At 45.9% G+C, this 16,033-nt stretch carries 12 protein-coding genes; 4 read left to right on the plus strand and 8 right to left on the minus strand.

The features are described from left to right. Window positions 1-82 precede the first annotated feature (82 nt). From gepA to glnA, 5 genes are all read right to left on the minus strand, one after another. Complete coding sequence (gene gepA, locus QWZ07_RS22705) at window positions 83-2,683, minus strand: phosphodiesterase GepA (RefSeq protein ID WP_192853250.1); 2,601 nt, start codon at window positions 2,681-2,683, stop codon at window positions 83-85. A 107-nt stretch (window positions 2,684-2,790) separates the two neighbouring features. After that, on the minus strand, window positions 2,791-4,194 hold the full coding sequence (glnG, locus tag QWZ07_RS22710) for a nitrogen regulation protein NR(I) (protein WP_102518372.1): 1,404 nt from the start codon (window positions 4,192-4,194) through the stop codon (window positions 2,791-2,793). 110 nt (window positions 4,195-4,304) lie between these two features. Next, complete coding sequence (glnL, locus tag QWZ07_RS22715; RefSeq protein ID WP_017109220.1) at window positions 4,305-5,381, minus strand: nitrogen regulation protein NR(II); 1,077 nt, start codon at window positions 5,379-5,381, stop codon at window positions 4,305-4,307. Between the two features lie 168 nt (window positions 5,382-5,549). Continuing rightward, window positions 5,550-6,101 (minus strand): DUF4124 domain-containing protein, encoded by a 552-nt coding sequence (locus QWZ07_RS22720; RefSeq protein ID WP_192853251.1) that lies wholly within the window; start codon window positions 6,099-6,101, stop codon window positions 5,550-5,552. A gap of 217 nt (window positions 6,102-6,318) precedes the next feature. Then, entirely contained in the window at window positions 6,319-7,728 is a 1,410-nt protein-coding gene (gene glnA, locus QWZ07_RS22725) for a glutamate--ammonia ligase (RefSeq protein ID WP_017107904.1), read from the minus strand. 564 nt (window positions 7,729-8,292) lie between these two features. Here glnA and typA point away from each other — a divergent pair. After that, on the plus strand, window positions 8,293-10,125 hold the full coding sequence (gene typA, locus QWZ07_RS22730) for a translational GTPase TypA (protein ID WP_017107903.1): 1,833 nt from the start codon (window positions 8,293-8,295) through the stop codon (window positions 10,123-10,125). A gap of 169 nt (window positions 10,126-10,294) precedes the next feature. Here the strand turns inward: typA and QWZ07_RS22735 are convergent, their stop codons facing one another. Then, complete coding sequence (locus QWZ07_RS22735; RefSeq protein WP_192853252.1) at window positions 10,295-10,825, minus strand: AAA family ATPase; 531 nt, start codon at window positions 10,823-10,825, stop codon at window positions 10,295-10,297. Between the two features lie 19 nt (window positions 10,826-10,844). Continuing rightward, window positions 10,845-11,486, minus strand: coding sequence for a DUF2959 domain-containing protein (locus QWZ07_RS22740; RefSeq protein ID WP_017107901.1), 642 nt, complete (start codon window positions 11,484-11,486; stop codon window positions 10,845-10,847). A 205-nt stretch (window positions 11,487-11,691) separates the two neighbouring features. Here QWZ07_RS22740 and QWZ07_RS22745 point away from each other — a divergent pair, with 205 nt between their 5' ends. From QWZ07_RS22745 to QWZ07_RS22755, 3 genes are read left to right on the plus strand one after another with little or no spacing between them, the layout of a single operon-like run. Further along, window positions 11,692-12,633: a virulence factor BrkB family protein gene (locus QWZ07_RS22745; RefSeq protein ID WP_017109217.1), complete on the plus strand. Its 942-nt coding sequence runs from the start codon at window positions 11,692-11,694 to the stop codon at window positions 12,631-12,633. Continuing rightward, complete coding sequence (gene dtd, locus QWZ07_RS22750) at window positions 12,605-13,039, plus strand: D-aminoacyl-tRNA deacylase (RefSeq protein WP_192853253.1); 435 nt, start codon at window positions 12,605-12,607, stop codon at window positions 13,037-13,039. Before QWZ07_RS22745 ends, dtd begins: the two co-directional genes overlap by 29 nt. A 16-nt stretch (window positions 13,040-13,055) precedes the next feature. Beyond that, the gene (locus QWZ07_RS22755) at window positions 13,056-13,991 is read left to right on the plus strand and encodes a bifunctional GNAT family N-acetyltransferase/hotdog fold thioesterase (RefSeq protein ID WP_192853254.1); all 936 of its coding nucleotides are present in this window, start codon (window positions 13,056-13,058) and stop codon (window positions 13,989-13,991) included. Window positions 13,992-14,028: 37 nt separating this feature from the next. Here the strand turns inward: QWZ07_RS22755 and QWZ07_RS22760 are convergent, their stop codons facing one another. Beyond that, window positions 14,029-15,999, minus strand: a complete 1,971-nt coding sequence (locus QWZ07_RS22760; RefSeq protein ID WP_390226388.1) for an AsmA family protein — start codon at window positions 15,997-15,999, stop codon at window positions 14,029-14,031. Window positions 16,000-16,033: the final 34 nt, after the last annotated feature.

Genomic DNA, 16,033 nt, shown 5'->3' on the forward strand with positions numbered 1-16,033 from the left:
GAATAGAAACATAAAAAATGCCAGCATCATGCTGGCATTTTTGTATCTGTGTATTGCTGCTCTAAGACTGTCTACAACCCGGCTAGGTAGCGCTCTCTTTGATGCTTTGTTTACTTTTGGTATTTTGTTGAGCGTTGGCATTCTTTTGAACATTGATGAGATCAGTTGGCCACTGCTCAAACGGAACAGGACGGCTGTATAAGAAGCCTTGTGCCAGTGGGCATTGCAGTTGTTTGAGCAAATCAGCCTGCTGTTGAGTTTCCACACCTTCCGCAACTAAGTTCACCTTAAAGCCTTTGGTTATGTTGACGATAGCCGCAACGATTGAGCTGTCTAAGCTTTCTTGTTCGAGCTTACAGACGAAGCTTCGATCAATTTTAAGACAATCAAATGGCAGCTTCTGCAGGTAGGCAAGCGATGAATAACCGGTGCCAAAGTCGTCAATTGCAATCGAAATCCCCAGCGCTTTGAGTGTCAGCATGTTATCGATGATGGTTGGGTCATTGTCGACGATGCGTGACTCCGTGATCTCCAATGTCAGGTTTTGGGCGGGTAACTTGGTATCACGCAGCGTGTTTTTAACCAACTCAATAAATCCGCTTTCACTCAGTTGGTCGACAGACAAGTTAACGTGAATAGAGAAGTCTTCACTCCATTTTCCTGATTCGATCGCGATGGCGGTATCTCGACAAGACTTATGCAGAATTTGCTGACCAATATCGTAGATGAGCCCTGTTTCTTCCGCGAGTGGAATGAATTCCAACGGTGAGATAATGCCTTCATCAGTGATCCAGCGGGCTAGGGCTTCAGCGCCGATTGTTGAGCCCGACTCTAGGTCGATAATAGGTTGGTAAAAGGGTTCGAATTGTTGCAGTTCGATCGCTTTGTTGAGGCGGGCTAGCATCTTGGTTCGGTGTCTAGAGGCCTTGCCCATTTCTGGACTGTAGATGCTGACACGCGCTTTATCTTGCTTGGCATTGCTCAGTGCAATACTGCTGTTGCGAAGCCATAAGGTAACGTCTTGGTCATTTGATACGTGAACGACACCAATCGATACCTTAATCACCACGTTTTCTGATTCCATGGAAAATGGCGAAGCAAAGGTTTGGAGTAGTCGGTTAGCAAGCAGCTGAACGTCGTCGTCTTGAGTTACATTGGGTGCGTAGATCGCGAACTCATCGCCACCAGTACGAGCCAACAAGTACTCCGTTGGCAGAATGCCGCGCAGTCGAGCGGCTGCGATGATCAGCAGTTGGTCACCATTGTAATGGCCAAGGCTATCATTGATATCCCGGAAGCGATCGATACCAACCAAATAAAGCGTTCCTTCCTCTGTTTCGGTGCTTTTCTTTGCAGCATCAATAAAGCCTTCTCGGCTATACAATTTGGTTAGTGAGTCATAGGTAAGCTGAGATTGTAATTGCTGGAAAGAGGCCTTTAAGTTGTTGGCCATCTCATTGAAGGCTGCTACTAGCATGCTGGTTTCGTAGATATTACCCGGTTTCGGCATGCTGTTATTCCAATCGCCATTGGCTAGGCGTTTTGCAGCGTCGGCGGTTGAGGTTATCGGTCGAATTACGCGATTAAAGGCAATCAGCCCTGCGATGATGCCAATACAGCTGAGCGCGAGCCCAAGTAGCCAACTGTTTCTTTGATTTTCTGGTAGTTCACCGAGCAGGTTAGACTCAGGGATCGACATGCCAATAAACCAAGTGATGCCATGCCCATCTTCAAAAGGTGTGAGCTGGTTGAAGTATCGTTGGTCATCGAGATTAAAACTGAAACGTTGAACGGCCATGTTTTTAACCAAGTGAAACTGGTCAACGTAACTGGCACTCTTTTGTATGACTGGATTAGAACTTTCTGTTGCGAGGAGACGTTGGCCCTTGTGGGTTTTACCTGTTCCCCAAGACACGACGCTGCCGCCTTCTGAGTGAGCAACTAAACGTTGTTGCTGATCGATGATGTAGACAGAGGCATCGGTATTATTTTTCAAATCTCTCAAGAATGCGTTGAAGGTGTTGATCTTAATATCGCTGACAATGACCGCTTTAAATTCGTCGTTATCATAAATAGGCGCAAGTGCTGACAGGGTGATCTCTTGGCGTTCATCGGCATTGGCGTAAATGGGCGACCACACGGCTTTTTTCTGATTCGCAACTGGCGTATACCAAGGGCGCACTCGCGGGTCATACCCTGAGATGACAGAACGAATGTCTTCACTTATCTTGCTGCCACGGTAGATAACTAGCTGATCTTGAGTGCGGTCATCCTGCACCATCAAGGTATAACCATCGTTTGCTTCTTTACGAAACCCCACATAATTTCCGTCTTCAGAACCAAAACCAATCACATCAAGTTGCGGTACTACGGTGAAGTGATCGGAAAACTTATAAAGAATGTAATCTTGAACTTTGCTGAGGTTTCCAGCTTGGTAGAGGTGGTGGTAGCCAATGTTATGGCTGAGTGAGAGGTTGGCGTGAAACGGCTTTTCTAAAAAATCGGACAGGCTTTTATGAACATTGTCAGTGAGTGATGCTAGCTGACGTGCACTAATATCACTCACCATCTCTTTGTAGCTTTGTTTTTGAGTGAAAACCATTACGCCCATAGTGAACAGAAAAATCATCACGAATGGGAGAACCACCGCGGTTCTCAATGTAATTTGTGTTTTCAAAGACATCTTTAGCTACAACTTTAGTGAATGGCATACCTTAATTGTACCGACACTAAGCAAACCAAGCGACCCTTTTTTGGTTAAAAAGTAGCTGCATCGAAAGTCATATCAGGTCAGTACAATTCTTTGAGCTTACGGGTTAGGGTGTTTCTTCCCCAGCCTAAAACCTTGGCTGCATCCTGTTTGTGACCATTGGTATGGTTGAGTGCAGCCTCTAGCAGTATACGTTCAAACTCTGGCAGAGCATAAGTTAGCAGCTCTTTTTCTCCTGAATCAAGCGCACACTTTGCCCAATTAGCTAGCAGTTGCTGCCAGTTATCACCAGAGCCTGAAGTGGTCACCACTTTCTCTTCCAGTAACTCAGGAGGCAGATCTGAAGGTAATATTTCACTACCGCTGGCCATTACAGTGAGCCAACGACAAATATTTTCCAGCTGACGTACGTTACCTGGCCAATTCAGTTGATTGAGCTTTAGGATCGTCTCTGGGTGGAGTGTTTTTACTTCTACACCGAGTTCTTCGGCGGCAGAGGCTAAGAAGTGATGAGTCAGTTTCTCAATATCTTGTTTACGTTCACGCAGCGCAGGAATATGGATTCGAATCACATTCAGTCGATGGAAAAGGTCTTCACGAAATCCCCCTTCATGCACCAGTCTTTCTAAATCTTGGTGGGTTGCCGCAACGATACGTACATCAACCTTAACTGCAGAGTGACCGCCCACTCTATAAAATTGGCCGTCCGACAAGACACGTAGCAAGCGGGTTTGAATATCAAGTGGCATATCACCAATCTCATCCAAAAATAGCGTGCCGCCGTTGGCTTGTTCAAAGCGTCCTTGGCGAACACTGTTGGCTCCGGTAAAGGCGCCTTTCTCGTGGCCAAAAAGTTCGGATTCGATCAAGTCTTTAGGGATTGCTGCCATGTTGAGGGCAATGAATGGTTTCTTTGCTCTCGGGCTGTGGCGGTGCAAAGCGTGCGCGACTAACTCTTTACCCGTACCGGACTCACCATTAATCAGAACAGAAATAGATGAACGAGATAGACGACCAATAGCGCGGAAAACTTCCTGCATCGCGGGTGCTTCACCGATGATTTCGGGTGCGTTGGTTTCTTCGGCAACTTCGCTGGCTTGTTCACGCTTCTGTTCTTGGCTGTGTGCAATTGCTCGTTCTACTAGGGTCAGTGTTTCATCAATATCGAAAGGCTTTGGTAGATATTCAAAAGCGCCTTTTTGATAAGCATTCACCGCCGCATCAAGGTCTGAGTGCGCGGTCATAATGATCACGGGTAGGTCGGGAGAGCGTTGATGAACCTGATGCAACAGCTCAATTCCATCGATACCAGGCATGCGGATATCAGACACTAATACGTCTGGCGTTTCGCGCTCAAGCGCCAGCAAAACGCTCTCTGCATCAGCAAATGTTTCGCACTTAATATCCGCAGATGACAGCGTCTTTTCTACGACCCAGCGTATAGAACTGTCGTCATCGACGACCCAAACGTAACCCTTACTCATAATTCAATTCCTTTGCAGCCAAATCTATTGTGATAATCATTGTTGTTTTTATTGTTCGGTATTCGTTGTTGCCGATGAAACGTTGTTTCCTATGGGAATCAAGGCTTCGCTTATATCGGCAAATAAATCGTGAATGTGGTGTTACCTGGCCAGCTCTCAACATCAATTTTTCCGTTGTGCTGATCGATCAGGTTTTGAGATATCGATAACCCTAAGCCTGTGCCACCCTCTCGCCCGCTGACCATTGGGTAAAAGAGGGTGTCTTTTAGCTCATCCGGGATGCCCGGGCCGTTGTCGCTGATCTCAATGCGAGCCGCGAGCTTGTGTCGTTTGCCATGAATATTGGCTTGATGCACCGTTCTGGTGCGGATGGTGATTTTACCGGACTCTTGCGCCTTCAAAATCTGTGCAGCGTTACTCACGATATTGAGCATAGCTTGTTCAACTTGAGCGGAATCCATCATTATCGCCGGCAGGCTAGGGTCGTAATCTCTTTCGATGGCGAGTGTTGAGCCCGCTTCAAGCTCTACTAACTGTCGAACTTTTTCTAAAATTTGATGAAGGTTCTCTTCGGTTTTTTTGCCTGGTTTTTGTGGACCAAGAAGACGGTCTACCAAGGCTCTCAAGCGATCGGCTTGTTCAATAATGATCTGCGTGTATTCATTGAGGGACTGATCGGGCAACATTTTTCCAAGCAGTTGCGCCGCTCCTCTTAAACCACCCAATGGGTTTTTGATTTCATGGGCCAACCCGCGCACCAGTAGCTTAGCCGCTTGTTGTTGTGCGTGTTGGTTTAGCTCTTGGCTGAGGCGTCTTTGCTGGTCTATCTTGCGCATCTCCACTAGTAGCAAGGTTTCACGCTGCCATGAGATAGGGCTTACGGTGACTTCTAACATCAGTGGGCGATTGTCGACAACAAAGGTAACGTCGCTGTCTGTGATGCTTTGGCCACTTTGTAGAGGCTGAGTTAGAAGTGCTAAGTCGAGAGAAGCATGTTGAATTAACTGGCTTAGTGGGTGATCGACGATGCGTCTCGCGCTTTGAGAGAAGAGTTGTTCAGCTGCAGGGTTTGCGTATCGCACGAACAATTGCTCATCGAGCATCAAGGTCGCGGTCACCATATTGTCGAGAATGGCGTTGGAAAGATGATGTGTATCTATGCTGTCGCTTTGGGCTGATCGATTCACTATTTCGTCCTTGAACTGGTGTTTTTCTCACTGCACCAAATTGGTGCGTAGCTAAGTTCAAGTATGGCTCATATCAACCAGAAGCTAAAGATAATTCATTAGAGTCGCTGAAAGCTGCTTCGATTGGGTGAAAAGTAGAGGTAATTCAGTCTCTTTTAACACATTGGCCTACTTGAGCGTCGCTCGATGTAAATACACGGTGACTGGACTAGTAGATGCAATAAGCTTGCCGCTTCTATGTGCTTGAATTGCAATGGTGTGAGTACCTCGATCGATGCCTTTCAATTCCCAAGTTGGCTGGGTTTGTGGAGCACCATAACGGCGGCCATCGAGCATTAATTGCAACTGCTCACCAATGCCTAGCTTGCGGTTGAGTTCGATTTGAATGGGGATTAAGCCGCGGTTGTTACGGATGGTTTGATCGTGAATGGGAGTCAGCATGGTAAGTGTTAGCTGAGCTGGTGCCTCGTGTTCCGTCGTTTTTGCTTTAGCTGGCGTTTTAGTTGTAGTTGATGCTGCAGCGTCAACAGGCGTTGAGGCCTCAAATTTAGGGGCTGGCGCTGACGCTTGTACATCAGGCAGGCGAAGAGATTTAGCACCTTGATCGGTTGGGGTATCACTAAAGTGGAGTACGCCATCTTCGTCTACCCAGGTATATACCGTTTGAGCAGAGCACGAGAATGCGACTGTTAACCCGATTAGGAACAGTATGTTTTTCATATCGTTAGCCTCTTTCCACCGTTAGGTGTTTTCACGTTTGGCGTTGGTTTTGTTATTGATTTTATTGTATTTATAGCAACAGCCTCTGAGGGCTTTTGTTTAATATATGGTACGAGGAAGCTGGGGGAGGGAGAATAGAAAAAAGGCCCACCTGCGAGGCGAGCCTAATATTTTTCTAGAGTTTCTTACTTATTGCAGTAAGAAGACCGACTAAAAATTAAACTGAGTAGTACAGTTCAAACTCAAGTGGGTGTGTCGCCATGTTCACGCGTTGTACATCGTCAGATTTCAGTGTGATGTAAGAGTCAATGAAGTCGTCAGAGAATACGCCGCCAGCTGTTAGGAACTCACGATCAGCGTCTAGAGCTTTAAGCGCTACTTCTAGAGATTCTGCAACTGTTGGGATTTCAGCCGCTTCTTCTGCAGGAAGGTCGTATAGATCTTTATCCATAGCTTCGCCTGGGTGGATCTTGTTCTTGATACCGTCAAGGCCAGCCATCAGCATTGCTGAGTAGCATAGGTATGGGTTCGCTGCTGGGTCACCAAAACGTAGCTCGATACGACGTGCTTTCGGGCTTGGTACTACTGGGATACGGATAGAAGCAGAACGGTTACGTGCTGAGTAAGCAAGCATTACCGGAGCTTCAAAACCAGGTACAAGACGCTTGTACGAGTTTGTTGATGGGTTAGCAAATGCGTTGATTGCACGAGCGTGTTTGATTACACCACCGATGTAGTAAAGCGCCATTTCAGATAGGCCGCCGTACTTATCACCAGCAAACAGGTTAACGCCGTCTTTTGCTAGAGATTGGTGAACGTGCATACCAGAACCGTTATCACCAACTAGTGGCTTAGGCATGAATGTCGCTGTTTTACCAAATGCGTGAGCAACGTTGTGTACAACGTACTTGTAGATTTGAGTCTCATCCGCTTTTGTTGTTAGCGTGTTGAAGCGAGTTGCGATTTCGTTTTGACCCGCAGTTGCTACTTCGTGGTGGTGAGCTTCAACAACTAGACCCATCTCTTCCATTACTAGACACATTGCAGAACGGATGTCTTGAGAAGAATCTACAGGAGCTACTGGGAAGTAACCGCCTTTAACGCCAGGACGGTGACCTTTGTTACCGCCTTCGATGTCAGAACCTGTGTTCCAAGCTGCTTCTACGTCATCAATCTTGAAGAAAGAACCAGACATGTCATTTGAGAATTTAACATCATCAAATAGGAAGAATTCTGGCTCAGGACCGACTAGAACTGTATCTGCGATACCAGTAGAGCGTAGGTATTCTTCAGAACGTTTAGCGATTGAGCGAGGGTCACGGTCGTAGCCTTGCATTGTTGCAGGCTCAAGAATGTCACAACGGATGTTTAGCGTTGCGTCTTCTGTGAATGGGTCAAGAACGGCAGATGATGCGTCAGGCATCATTACCATGTCAGATTCGTTAATGCCTTTCCAACCTGCTACTGAAGAGCCGTCGAACATTTTACCTTCTTCAAAGAAGTCAGCGTCAACTTGGTGAGAAGGAATAGAGATATGCTGCTCTTTACCTTTTGTATCAGTAAAACGTAAGTCGATAAATTTAACTTCGTTCTCTTGGATCAGGGATAGTACATTTTCTACTGACATCTTGGATAACCTCCAGTGTTATTAATTCGGTATTAGCTCGATTCGGTTGAAACCAGCATTGATTAATGTCTGTATGTGCATTAATCGATGCTGATTTATCTATTGCCAAAAGCGTGCCAAAAAAATTATTCCATTAATTTCAATTGCTTAGTCGTTTTTGTTTGCGTTTATCTTTGAGTTTTGCACCAAAATGATCTCTGCGTGCACCGTGTTGGTGCAATGCGCTTGATGTGCACCAATATGATGAATCACAAACGAATACCATTCAGCAACGAATTGAGTACGTTGTCAATCCACTTTTCTTTTTCGGGGTAGATTTGGCTCGAAGTTAGCGCGCAATGATTTTAAAAATCGTACGAATTTAGCTGTTCTATACTGTATTGAATCGATGTTAAGCGAATATGAATCGCTAATAGAGAAAAAAGCCTTGGTTCAGATCACATATTTCTGGGTTTTTTTCTAAAATCTGGTATATTATTGACCGTTTTTTAAATCAAGCTAGCGGTTATTATCCAAACAATTGAGATAATTGACGGCTACCTTTTATGAGTGAATCGAGAATCCATGTCTACTCCACAGATTGATAAGTTAAGAAATATCGCGATCATCGCGCACGTTGACCACGGTAAAACGACTTTGGTTGATAAACTGCTACAACAGTCAGGCACTCTTGAGTCTCGTGGTGAAGCTGAAGAGCGTGTCATGGATTCGAATGACATCGAAAAAGAGCGTGGCATTACAATCCTTGCTAAGAACACAGCAATCAACTGGAATGATTACCGCATCAACATCGTAGATACTCCGGGACACGCGGACTTCGGCGGTGAAGTTGAGCGTATTATGTCTATGGTTGATTCAGTTCTTCTGATCGTAGATGCAGTTGACGGCCCAATGCCTCAAACTCGTTTCGTAACGCAAAAAGCATTCGCACACGGCCTTAAGCCAATCGTTGTTATCAACAAGATTGACCGTCCTGGTGCTCGTCCTGATTGGGTTATGGATCAAGTATTCGACCTTTTCGACAACCTAGGTGCTACTGATGAGCAACTAGACTTTACTGTTGTTTACGCTTCAGCTCTAAACGGTTGGGCAACAATGGAAGAAGGCGCAGTTGGCACAGACATGGAACCACTGTTCCAAGCTGTTGTTGATACAGTAGAAGCGCCTGCAGTTGACCTTGACGGTCCACTACAAATGCAAATTTCGCAACTTGATTACAGCTCTTACGTAGGTGTTATCGGTGTTGCTCGTGTTACTCGTGGTTCGGTTAAGCCAAACCAACAAGTAACTATCGTGAATGCTGAAGGCAAGAAACGTAACGGTAAAGTAGGTACTGTACTTGGTTACCTAGGTCTTGAGCGTCACGAAGTAGAACAAGCTAACGCTGGCGACATCATTGCAATCACTGGTCTTGGTGAACTGAAAATTTCAGACACTATCTGTGACGTAAACAATGTTGAAGCAATGGAACCACTGTCTGTTGATGAACCAACAGTAACAATGACTTTCCAAGTAAACACTTCTCCGTTCGCGGGTAAAGAAGGTAAGTTTGTAACTTCACGTAACATCCTTGAGCGTCTTGAAAAAGAATTGGTTCATAACGTTGCACTACGTGTTGAAGAAACTGAAAGTCCAGACCGTTTCCGTGTATCAGGCCGTGGTGAGCTTCACCTTTCTATCCTGATCGAAAACATGCGTCGTGAAGGTTTCGAGCTAGCAGTATCTCGTCCAGAAGTAATCATCAAAGAAGAAGATGGTCAGAAAATGGAACCGTTCGAAACGGTTACTATCGATGTAGTTGAAGAGCACCAAGGTGCAATCATGGAAAGCATCGGTCTACGTAAGGGTGAGCTAACAGATATGGCACCAGATGGTAAAGGCCGTGTTCGCATGGACTTCATGATGCCTTCTCGTGGTCTTATCGGTTTCCAAACTGAATTCCTTACAATGACATCTGGTTCTGGTCTTATTTACCACTCGTTCGATCATTACGGTCCTTACAAAGGCGGTATCATTGGTCAGCGTAACAACGGTGTTCTAATCTCGAACGCAACGGGTAAAGCTCTTACTTACGCTCTATTCTTCCTTCAAGCTCGTGGTCGTCTATTCACAGAGCACGCTGATGAAGTTTATGAAGGTCAAGTAATCGGTATTCACAACCGTTCAAACGACCTGACAGTAAACTGTCTAAAAGGTAAGCAACTAACGAACGTTCGTGCATCTGGTACTGATGAAGCACAAGTTCTTTCTCCACCGATCAAGCACACTCTAGAGCAAGCTCTTGAGTTTATCGATGAAGATGAACTAGTAGAAGTAACGCCACTAAACGTACGTATCCGTAAGAAGCTTCTTACTGAAAACGAACGTAAGCGTGCAGCACGTCCAGCTAAGGCTTAATTGCCAGCTGACTAGCTTCTAGCTAAGTAGATAAGAAAGCCCCGAGTAGCCTAGCTGCTCGGGGCTTTTGTTTTTTAGTTAGTTTAGATTCGAGTAAACGAGATGCGAGATACGAAGGGCATTCAAGTATTCGTTATCCTTAAGAGGGAGGAACGACTGAGTTGGGTAGTTAGCTTTTGATTCCTAGGTAACTTTCAACGGATTGAACTCGCTCTGCTACCGACATAAATGGCACTTCGACAACCTCATAGCCAAGCTCTTGGTAGACTCTGACTAACGCGTGGTGAATCTCTAGTGCTTCTTCAAACGGATAAGGGCGCACTTCATCTTGAACATAGATAGAAGCTTCAGGGCAGCAGAATAGGACTTGGAAGTGATAGCCTTGACTCGCTTCTCGGTAGTTATCATCAACCTCAAGATTAGCCTGAGACAAGTAACCACAGATATCTGGAATCGCACGGTCAAGAAACGCAACCGGATGCTGATTGGCCTGTTCCTTTTGCTCATTCATGATAGTGAGACACAGGCGAGCAAAGCCCGGAAGATCTAACCAAGGTAAGATACCGTTCTCAAGTTGGCTCAGCTTTTCTATCAACTGGCGAGAGGATTCAGCGAAGGTTGGGTAACCCATGTCACCCAAGGCGTTAATCAGCGTTGTTTTTCCGGCTCCGGGACCGCCAGTAATAATGATAGGCTGCATGGTGTTGTACTCTGTAGCGCTACTTCTGGTTCAGTTGAGCTAAGAACTTATCCGACTCTGCTATCGCCGCATTCATCTGTTCTATCGCGTAGGCGATGTCTTTTTCTAAGCTCATAAACTCTCCCTGCAATGAACCAACGGCACTCGCATTGAGGTTGTGCTTGAGATAAAGCGTGTTGTCGCGAAGAGTGTTGAGTACCGGATCCATTTTCTTCTCAGCTCTTTTCATCGCTGATAGCATGGTTTGGTAAGACGATTTGGTTTCACGCAGCTTTTTCTCACTTGATCGACGCAGCGAATCACTGGTGTAGAGATCTAACTCTCCCTGCCACTCTTCAAATAGTGCATCGGACACATCTTCAATCGCAGCAATGCGGTCACTGACATTTTGTGCGGCTTTCTCACTGTCTTGGTATTTATCATTAATCTTGTTGTACATGTCTTCAAGGTCGCCACCACTGAAGTTAGTCAGGCTACTCAAGGCTTCAAGTGCGCTGGTAAACTCTTCCTGAGCATCCTGCTGCGACTCTTTTGCATCTTCCACTCTGTCGACCATAATGTCGCGTTTGTGGTAGCCCACTTGCTCCATAGCGGAGTAATAAGCTGACTGGCATCCAGTAAGAGTAAAAATAGAGAGGACTATAACTATTAAATAAGGCATCCTAGTTTCCTATAGTTAAATAATATCAATCGTAGTAAATAACTGCTCAACCTAGCTTGTTAAAATGCTCGATAACGGCGTTAGAATTTTTGATTGTAGAATGACTACTTATCGAAAAACTCTTCCTTGTTCTCAAGCCTTTTTCCTACGCTATTTTTGAACATTTACTTACTGTGATTAATACAACGGAATATTAATTAGGACTATGAACGAGTTACAAGGGAGTTACAAGTTGAAGATAAAAAAGGTCGCCACACTCAGTATTCAGTTTTCTCGCTATCTTTTGGCGCGAATGACGCACGATCGAGTCAACGTGAATGCGGGCTATTTGGCGTACATTACCTTGCTCTCGATCGTACCGATGTTGACGGTTCTGCTCTCTATCTTGTCGTCATTCTCCATCTTTGCTGATGTCGGTATCGTGATTCAAAATTTCGTCATTACCAACTTTGTTCCAGCGTCAGGGGATGCAGTGCACGGTGCTTTGTTAGAGTTCGTTGCCAATACCGGTAAGATGACGGCGGTCGGTAGTGTGTTCTTATTCATTGCTGCACTGATGCTGATCTCCAATATCGATAAGAACCTAAACTACATCTGGCGTGTTAATGAGAAGCGACGTGCGGTGCTGTCTTTCTCTATGTACTGGATGGTGTTAACGCTTGGGCCTATATTGGTCGGTGCGAGCATTGCTGCTACCTCTTATGTGACATCCTTAAGCTTGCTACAAAATGAAGTTGTCTCTGGCGCCTTTAATACCGTGATTCGCAAACTTCCTTTAATTCTCTCTTTCTTTGCGTTCTTCGGTTTGTACCTGCTGGTTCCCAACAAAAAGATACACTTTTCTCATGCAGCTGCTGGCTCTTTGGTTGCGGCTCTGTTGTTCGAACTCAGTAAGAAAGGCTTTGCAGCCTACATTACGCAATTCCCTTCTTACCAGTTGATTTATGGCGCATTAGCAGCGATTCCGATTCTTTTTGTCTGGGTGTATTTGTGTTGGTTGATCGTGCTGGTGGGTGCCGAGGTGACCGCTGCTCTTGGTGAGCACGAACAGTGGAGTGACCCGCAAGAAATGGTACACTCAACGGATAACGACAAAATTACAGAGCAAGGAAACAACAGTGATAGCACTGATCCAGAGAGTAAGTGAAGCTGCCGTCCGTGTTGATGGCGAAGTAGTGGGTGAGATTGAGCAAGGTTTATTGGTTCTGTTAGGCGTAGAAAAAGGTGATGACGAAGCCAAAGCCAAACGTTTGATGGAACGAGTGACCACTTATCGTGTCTTTGGAGATGAGGACGAGAAAATGAACCTCAACGTGAAGCAGGTAGAAGGTAAGGTATTAGTGGTGTCTCAATTCACTCTGCCAGCCGATACCAAGAAAGGCACGCGAGCGGGCTTTTCTCGTGGTGCTCACCCCGAAGATGCAGAGCGTCTTTACAACTATTTCTCAGACCAATGTGAATCAGTGTTGCCAACGGAACGTGGTCGATTCGCAGCCGACATGAAAGTGTCTTTGGTTAATGATGGCCCAGTGACATTCTGGCTGCAGGTTTAGGCTTAAAGGAATAAGCATGTTTAAACTCATAACCCCAACCACCGAAAATCAGTTAAATAAGTATTACCATTTTCGTTGGCAGATGCTCCGTGAACCTTGGCGAATGCCGGTAGGTTCAGAGCGCGATGAATATGATCCAATGAGTCACCATCGCATGATTGTTGATGGTCGAGGTCGTCCGATGGCGATTGGTCGTCTGTATATCACCCCAGATCTAGAAGGTCAGATCCGCTACATGGCGGTTAAGAACTCTCGCCGTAGTAAAGGTATGGGTTCGTTGATTCTAGTCGCGCTTGAGTCATTGGCTCGTCAGGAGGGTGCAAAGCGCTTGGTGTGTAATGCACGTGAAGATGCGATCTCATTCTATGAGAAGAATGACTTTGAGCGTCGTGGTGAGATTAACGACCAACGCGGTCCTGTGCGTCACCAACAGATGGTTAAGCAACTTGACCCAATGGCTGATGTATTGCGTAAGCCTGAATGGTGTAACGAACTTCAGCAACGCTGGGAACACCAGATCCCGATCAGTGACAAGATGGGCATCAAGATAAACCAATACACAGGTTACCAATTTGAGTGTAGCGCTCAGCTGAATCCCAATCTGAACCCTCACAACACCATGTTTGCAGGCTCTGCCTTTACTTTAGCGACCTTAACCGGTTGGGGTATGACTTGGTTATTGATGAAAGAGCGCGGGCTGACCGGTGATATCGTGCTGGCAGACAGTAATATTCGTTATCGTCACCCAGTTGAGCAAAACCCTGTTGCCTCTACTTCATTGGATGGTATCAGTGGCGACTTGGATCGCCTTGCGTCAGGCAGAAAGGCACGTATCATCATTCACGTGACTATTCATAGCGGCGATGTGGAAGCTGTAGAGTTTACGGGAACCTATATGCTGATCCCCGACTACAAAAAGATACTCTCGACAGATACCAATGTGAACGAATAGCTAACACCGGTAATACTGTCGATATTGACTGAAAGCGCTACTCCTGAGGAGTGGCGCTTTTTTGTTGGCAGTCGTTAATCTCCGAATACTCAGCTTGGGTGAGCTTTCCTGAGATTTGATGGCATGTGTCCGATAGGGTAATCGAGAGAGTGTGTTGCTCGTTTTTAAGCAAGTCGAGCTCTCCAGAGACCTCACCGTTGAGCGTTTGAACTCTTTGTGTACCTTGCTCTGCTGCGGATGCACCAATAATGTGCATTGGTTCGAGAGTGAAGCGACCACGGTCAAAATTCGCATTAAGCTCTGGGATTTCGAAGACGTTATCGGTTGAGGTTTCAGAAAGCGTGTCGTTAAAGGTCATCACACCCTGGCGAACGCTGCCAGTGAGTTGCCCTGTGGTTGAATAACCGAGCATCAGTGAGTCGCCATATAAACCTGCGGCTTGAAGTTCAAACTCGCCATAGCCGGTTGCATCGAGTGGTAATTCAAGTCGCTGCAGCATGGGTGCTATCGGTAACCCATCGGCAGAAATATCTAAGCTCCATGGCTTGCTGATTTGGTTAAAGTCGAGAGTGGCATTCGCTTCAATATAGCCATTCTTCAATGGTGCAAACAGGCGTGTCAGCGTCCATTTTCCTTGCTCGCTATTCATTTCAACCACAGGCTGAGCACTGAGAATATTTTGGTAGCTGGCATCATTGGCACTGGCCATTAACTTGCCTTGCCACAATCCTAGTTTTCTATCTTGTAGCAGTTGAACCTGATGCCCCTCGACATGAAGTCCTGAGACCTGCCAGTAAGGTTTTTTTGCGAGTTGGATGAGTTGGCTACGCTCTATATTTAGTCGATGAATAGAGGCTTGCTGTAGCTGTGTAAGCCAAGGGATTAAACGAGTGGCCGGTAGATTTTCATCTTGGCTTTCAGTAATCCATTTTATGCCCTGAACATCAAGTTGTGCGAGTTCAACTGAGCTTGGTGTTACCGTCCCGTTCATTTGGATACTGCCTTGTCGCCATTGCGTATAGAAATCCTCAATCAGGATCTGTTCCGGTTGAAGGTTTAACTGAATACTCGGGTCGACAAACAAGTCATCATCGATGGTGACGCCTTCTGCTTGTAGGGAAAAGGTGGCTTGTTGTTGCTGCCACAGCTGAAACGGTACCTGAACATTTTCTAATGAAGCATCGAAGCCAGCTAAGTGGCCACTTTTCCATTCCACATCGCTGCGCAAGATATCTAAACTGTTGATGTGGTTTATCTGAATACCTGCTCCATCCCATTTTTTGCTCAAGAGGCTTTGGGTCTGTTTCTCGTTGAGTCGCAGGCCGTCGATGGTGATATTCACTAATGACCAATCATGTTTATATTGCTCTGCTTGTCCGGAAATTTTGGCGCCACGCCAATCAAATGAAGCGCCATAAAGGGTGCTGTCACTCGGTTTAAGGTCTAGGTCAATCAACAGGTTATCAAACGCTTCGCCTTGCCAATACAGCTGCGAGGCTGAGAGTTGGATTTTGCCATAGGGTAGTAGCGAGCTGCTGTCGTCCCATGTTGGATATGAGATCTGGAGGTCGATGCCTCGAGCATTAAACTCTGGCGTTGAAAAATCGAGATTGTTGATGGCCAGCTGGTGGAGTTTGATGTTTGGCTGGGTAAATAATTGCGTGAATGTCTCTAGATCGTCTGCTTCCAATTGCAGGCCACTGATCAACACAGATTCAAAGACCAGTTTGGCTTCTGCAATTGAGTTAGGGCTGAACCAAAGATCGATCTTGTCGATATATAGAGGTGCCTGCTTTTCGGGTTGGCTTTGGGTAACGCCCATTAAGGTGATGTGATAAGGCGCCTGATACTCAACATCTTCAATGAGCACAGGTTGTTCAATCGCATGTTTGATAAAAAAGTTAGCAACATCCGCACGGTATTGCGTCTGCAGGCTTAATAGCAACGCTGCGATAGTTGCAACGGCGATAGCCAACACAATGCCGAACACCATGAATACCTTTTTCATTCCCTGAAAGCCTTAAATTTCAATCGTCTTAAAA

The organism is Vibrio lentus (assembly GCF_030409755.1).
Classification (GTDB): domain Bacteria; phylum Pseudomonadota; class Gammaproteobacteria; order Enterobacterales; family Vibrionaceae; genus Vibrio; species Vibrio lentus.

Bases quoted from the DNA above. Each gene is read 5' to 3' on its own strand.
- typA (WP_017107903.1), top strand. From the start codon at position 8,293: ATGTCTACTCCACAGATTGATAAGTTAAGAAATATCGCGATCATCGCG.
- QWZ07_RS22740 (WP_017107901.1), bottom strand. From the start codon at position 11,486: ATGCCTTATTTAATAGTTATAGTCCTCTCTATTTTTACTCTTACTGGA.
- gepA (WP_192853250.1), bottom strand. From the start codon at position 2,683: ATGTCTTTGAAAACACAAATTACATTGAGAACCGCGGTGGTTCTCCCA.
- glnG (WP_102518372.1), bottom strand. From the start codon at position 4,194: ATGAGTAAGGGTTACGTTTGGGTCGTCGATGACGACAGTTCTATACGC.
- QWZ07_RS22720 (WP_192853251.1), bottom strand. From the start codon at position 6,101: ATGAAAAACATACTGTTCCTAATCGGGTTAACAGTCGCATTCTCGTGC.
- glnA (WP_017107904.1), bottom strand. From the start codon at position 7,728: ATGTCAGTAGAAAATGTACTATCCCTGATCCAAGAGAACGAAGTTAAA.
- QWZ07_RS22755 (WP_192853254.1), top strand. From the start codon at position 13,056: ATGTTTAAACTCATAACCCCAACCACCGAAAATCAGTTAAATAAGTAT.
- QWZ07_RS22760 (WP_390226388.1), bottom strand. From the start codon at position 15,999: ATGAAAAAGGTATTCATGGTGTTCGGCATTGTGTTGGCTATCGCCGTT.
- QWZ07_RS22735 (WP_192853252.1), bottom strand. From the start codon at position 10,825: ATGCAGCCTATCATTATTACTGGCGGTCCCGGAGCCGGAAAAACAACG.
- QWZ07_RS22745 (WP_017109217.1), top strand. From the start codon at position 11,692: ATGAACGAGTTACAAGGGAGTTACAAGTTGAAGATAAAAAAGGTCGCC.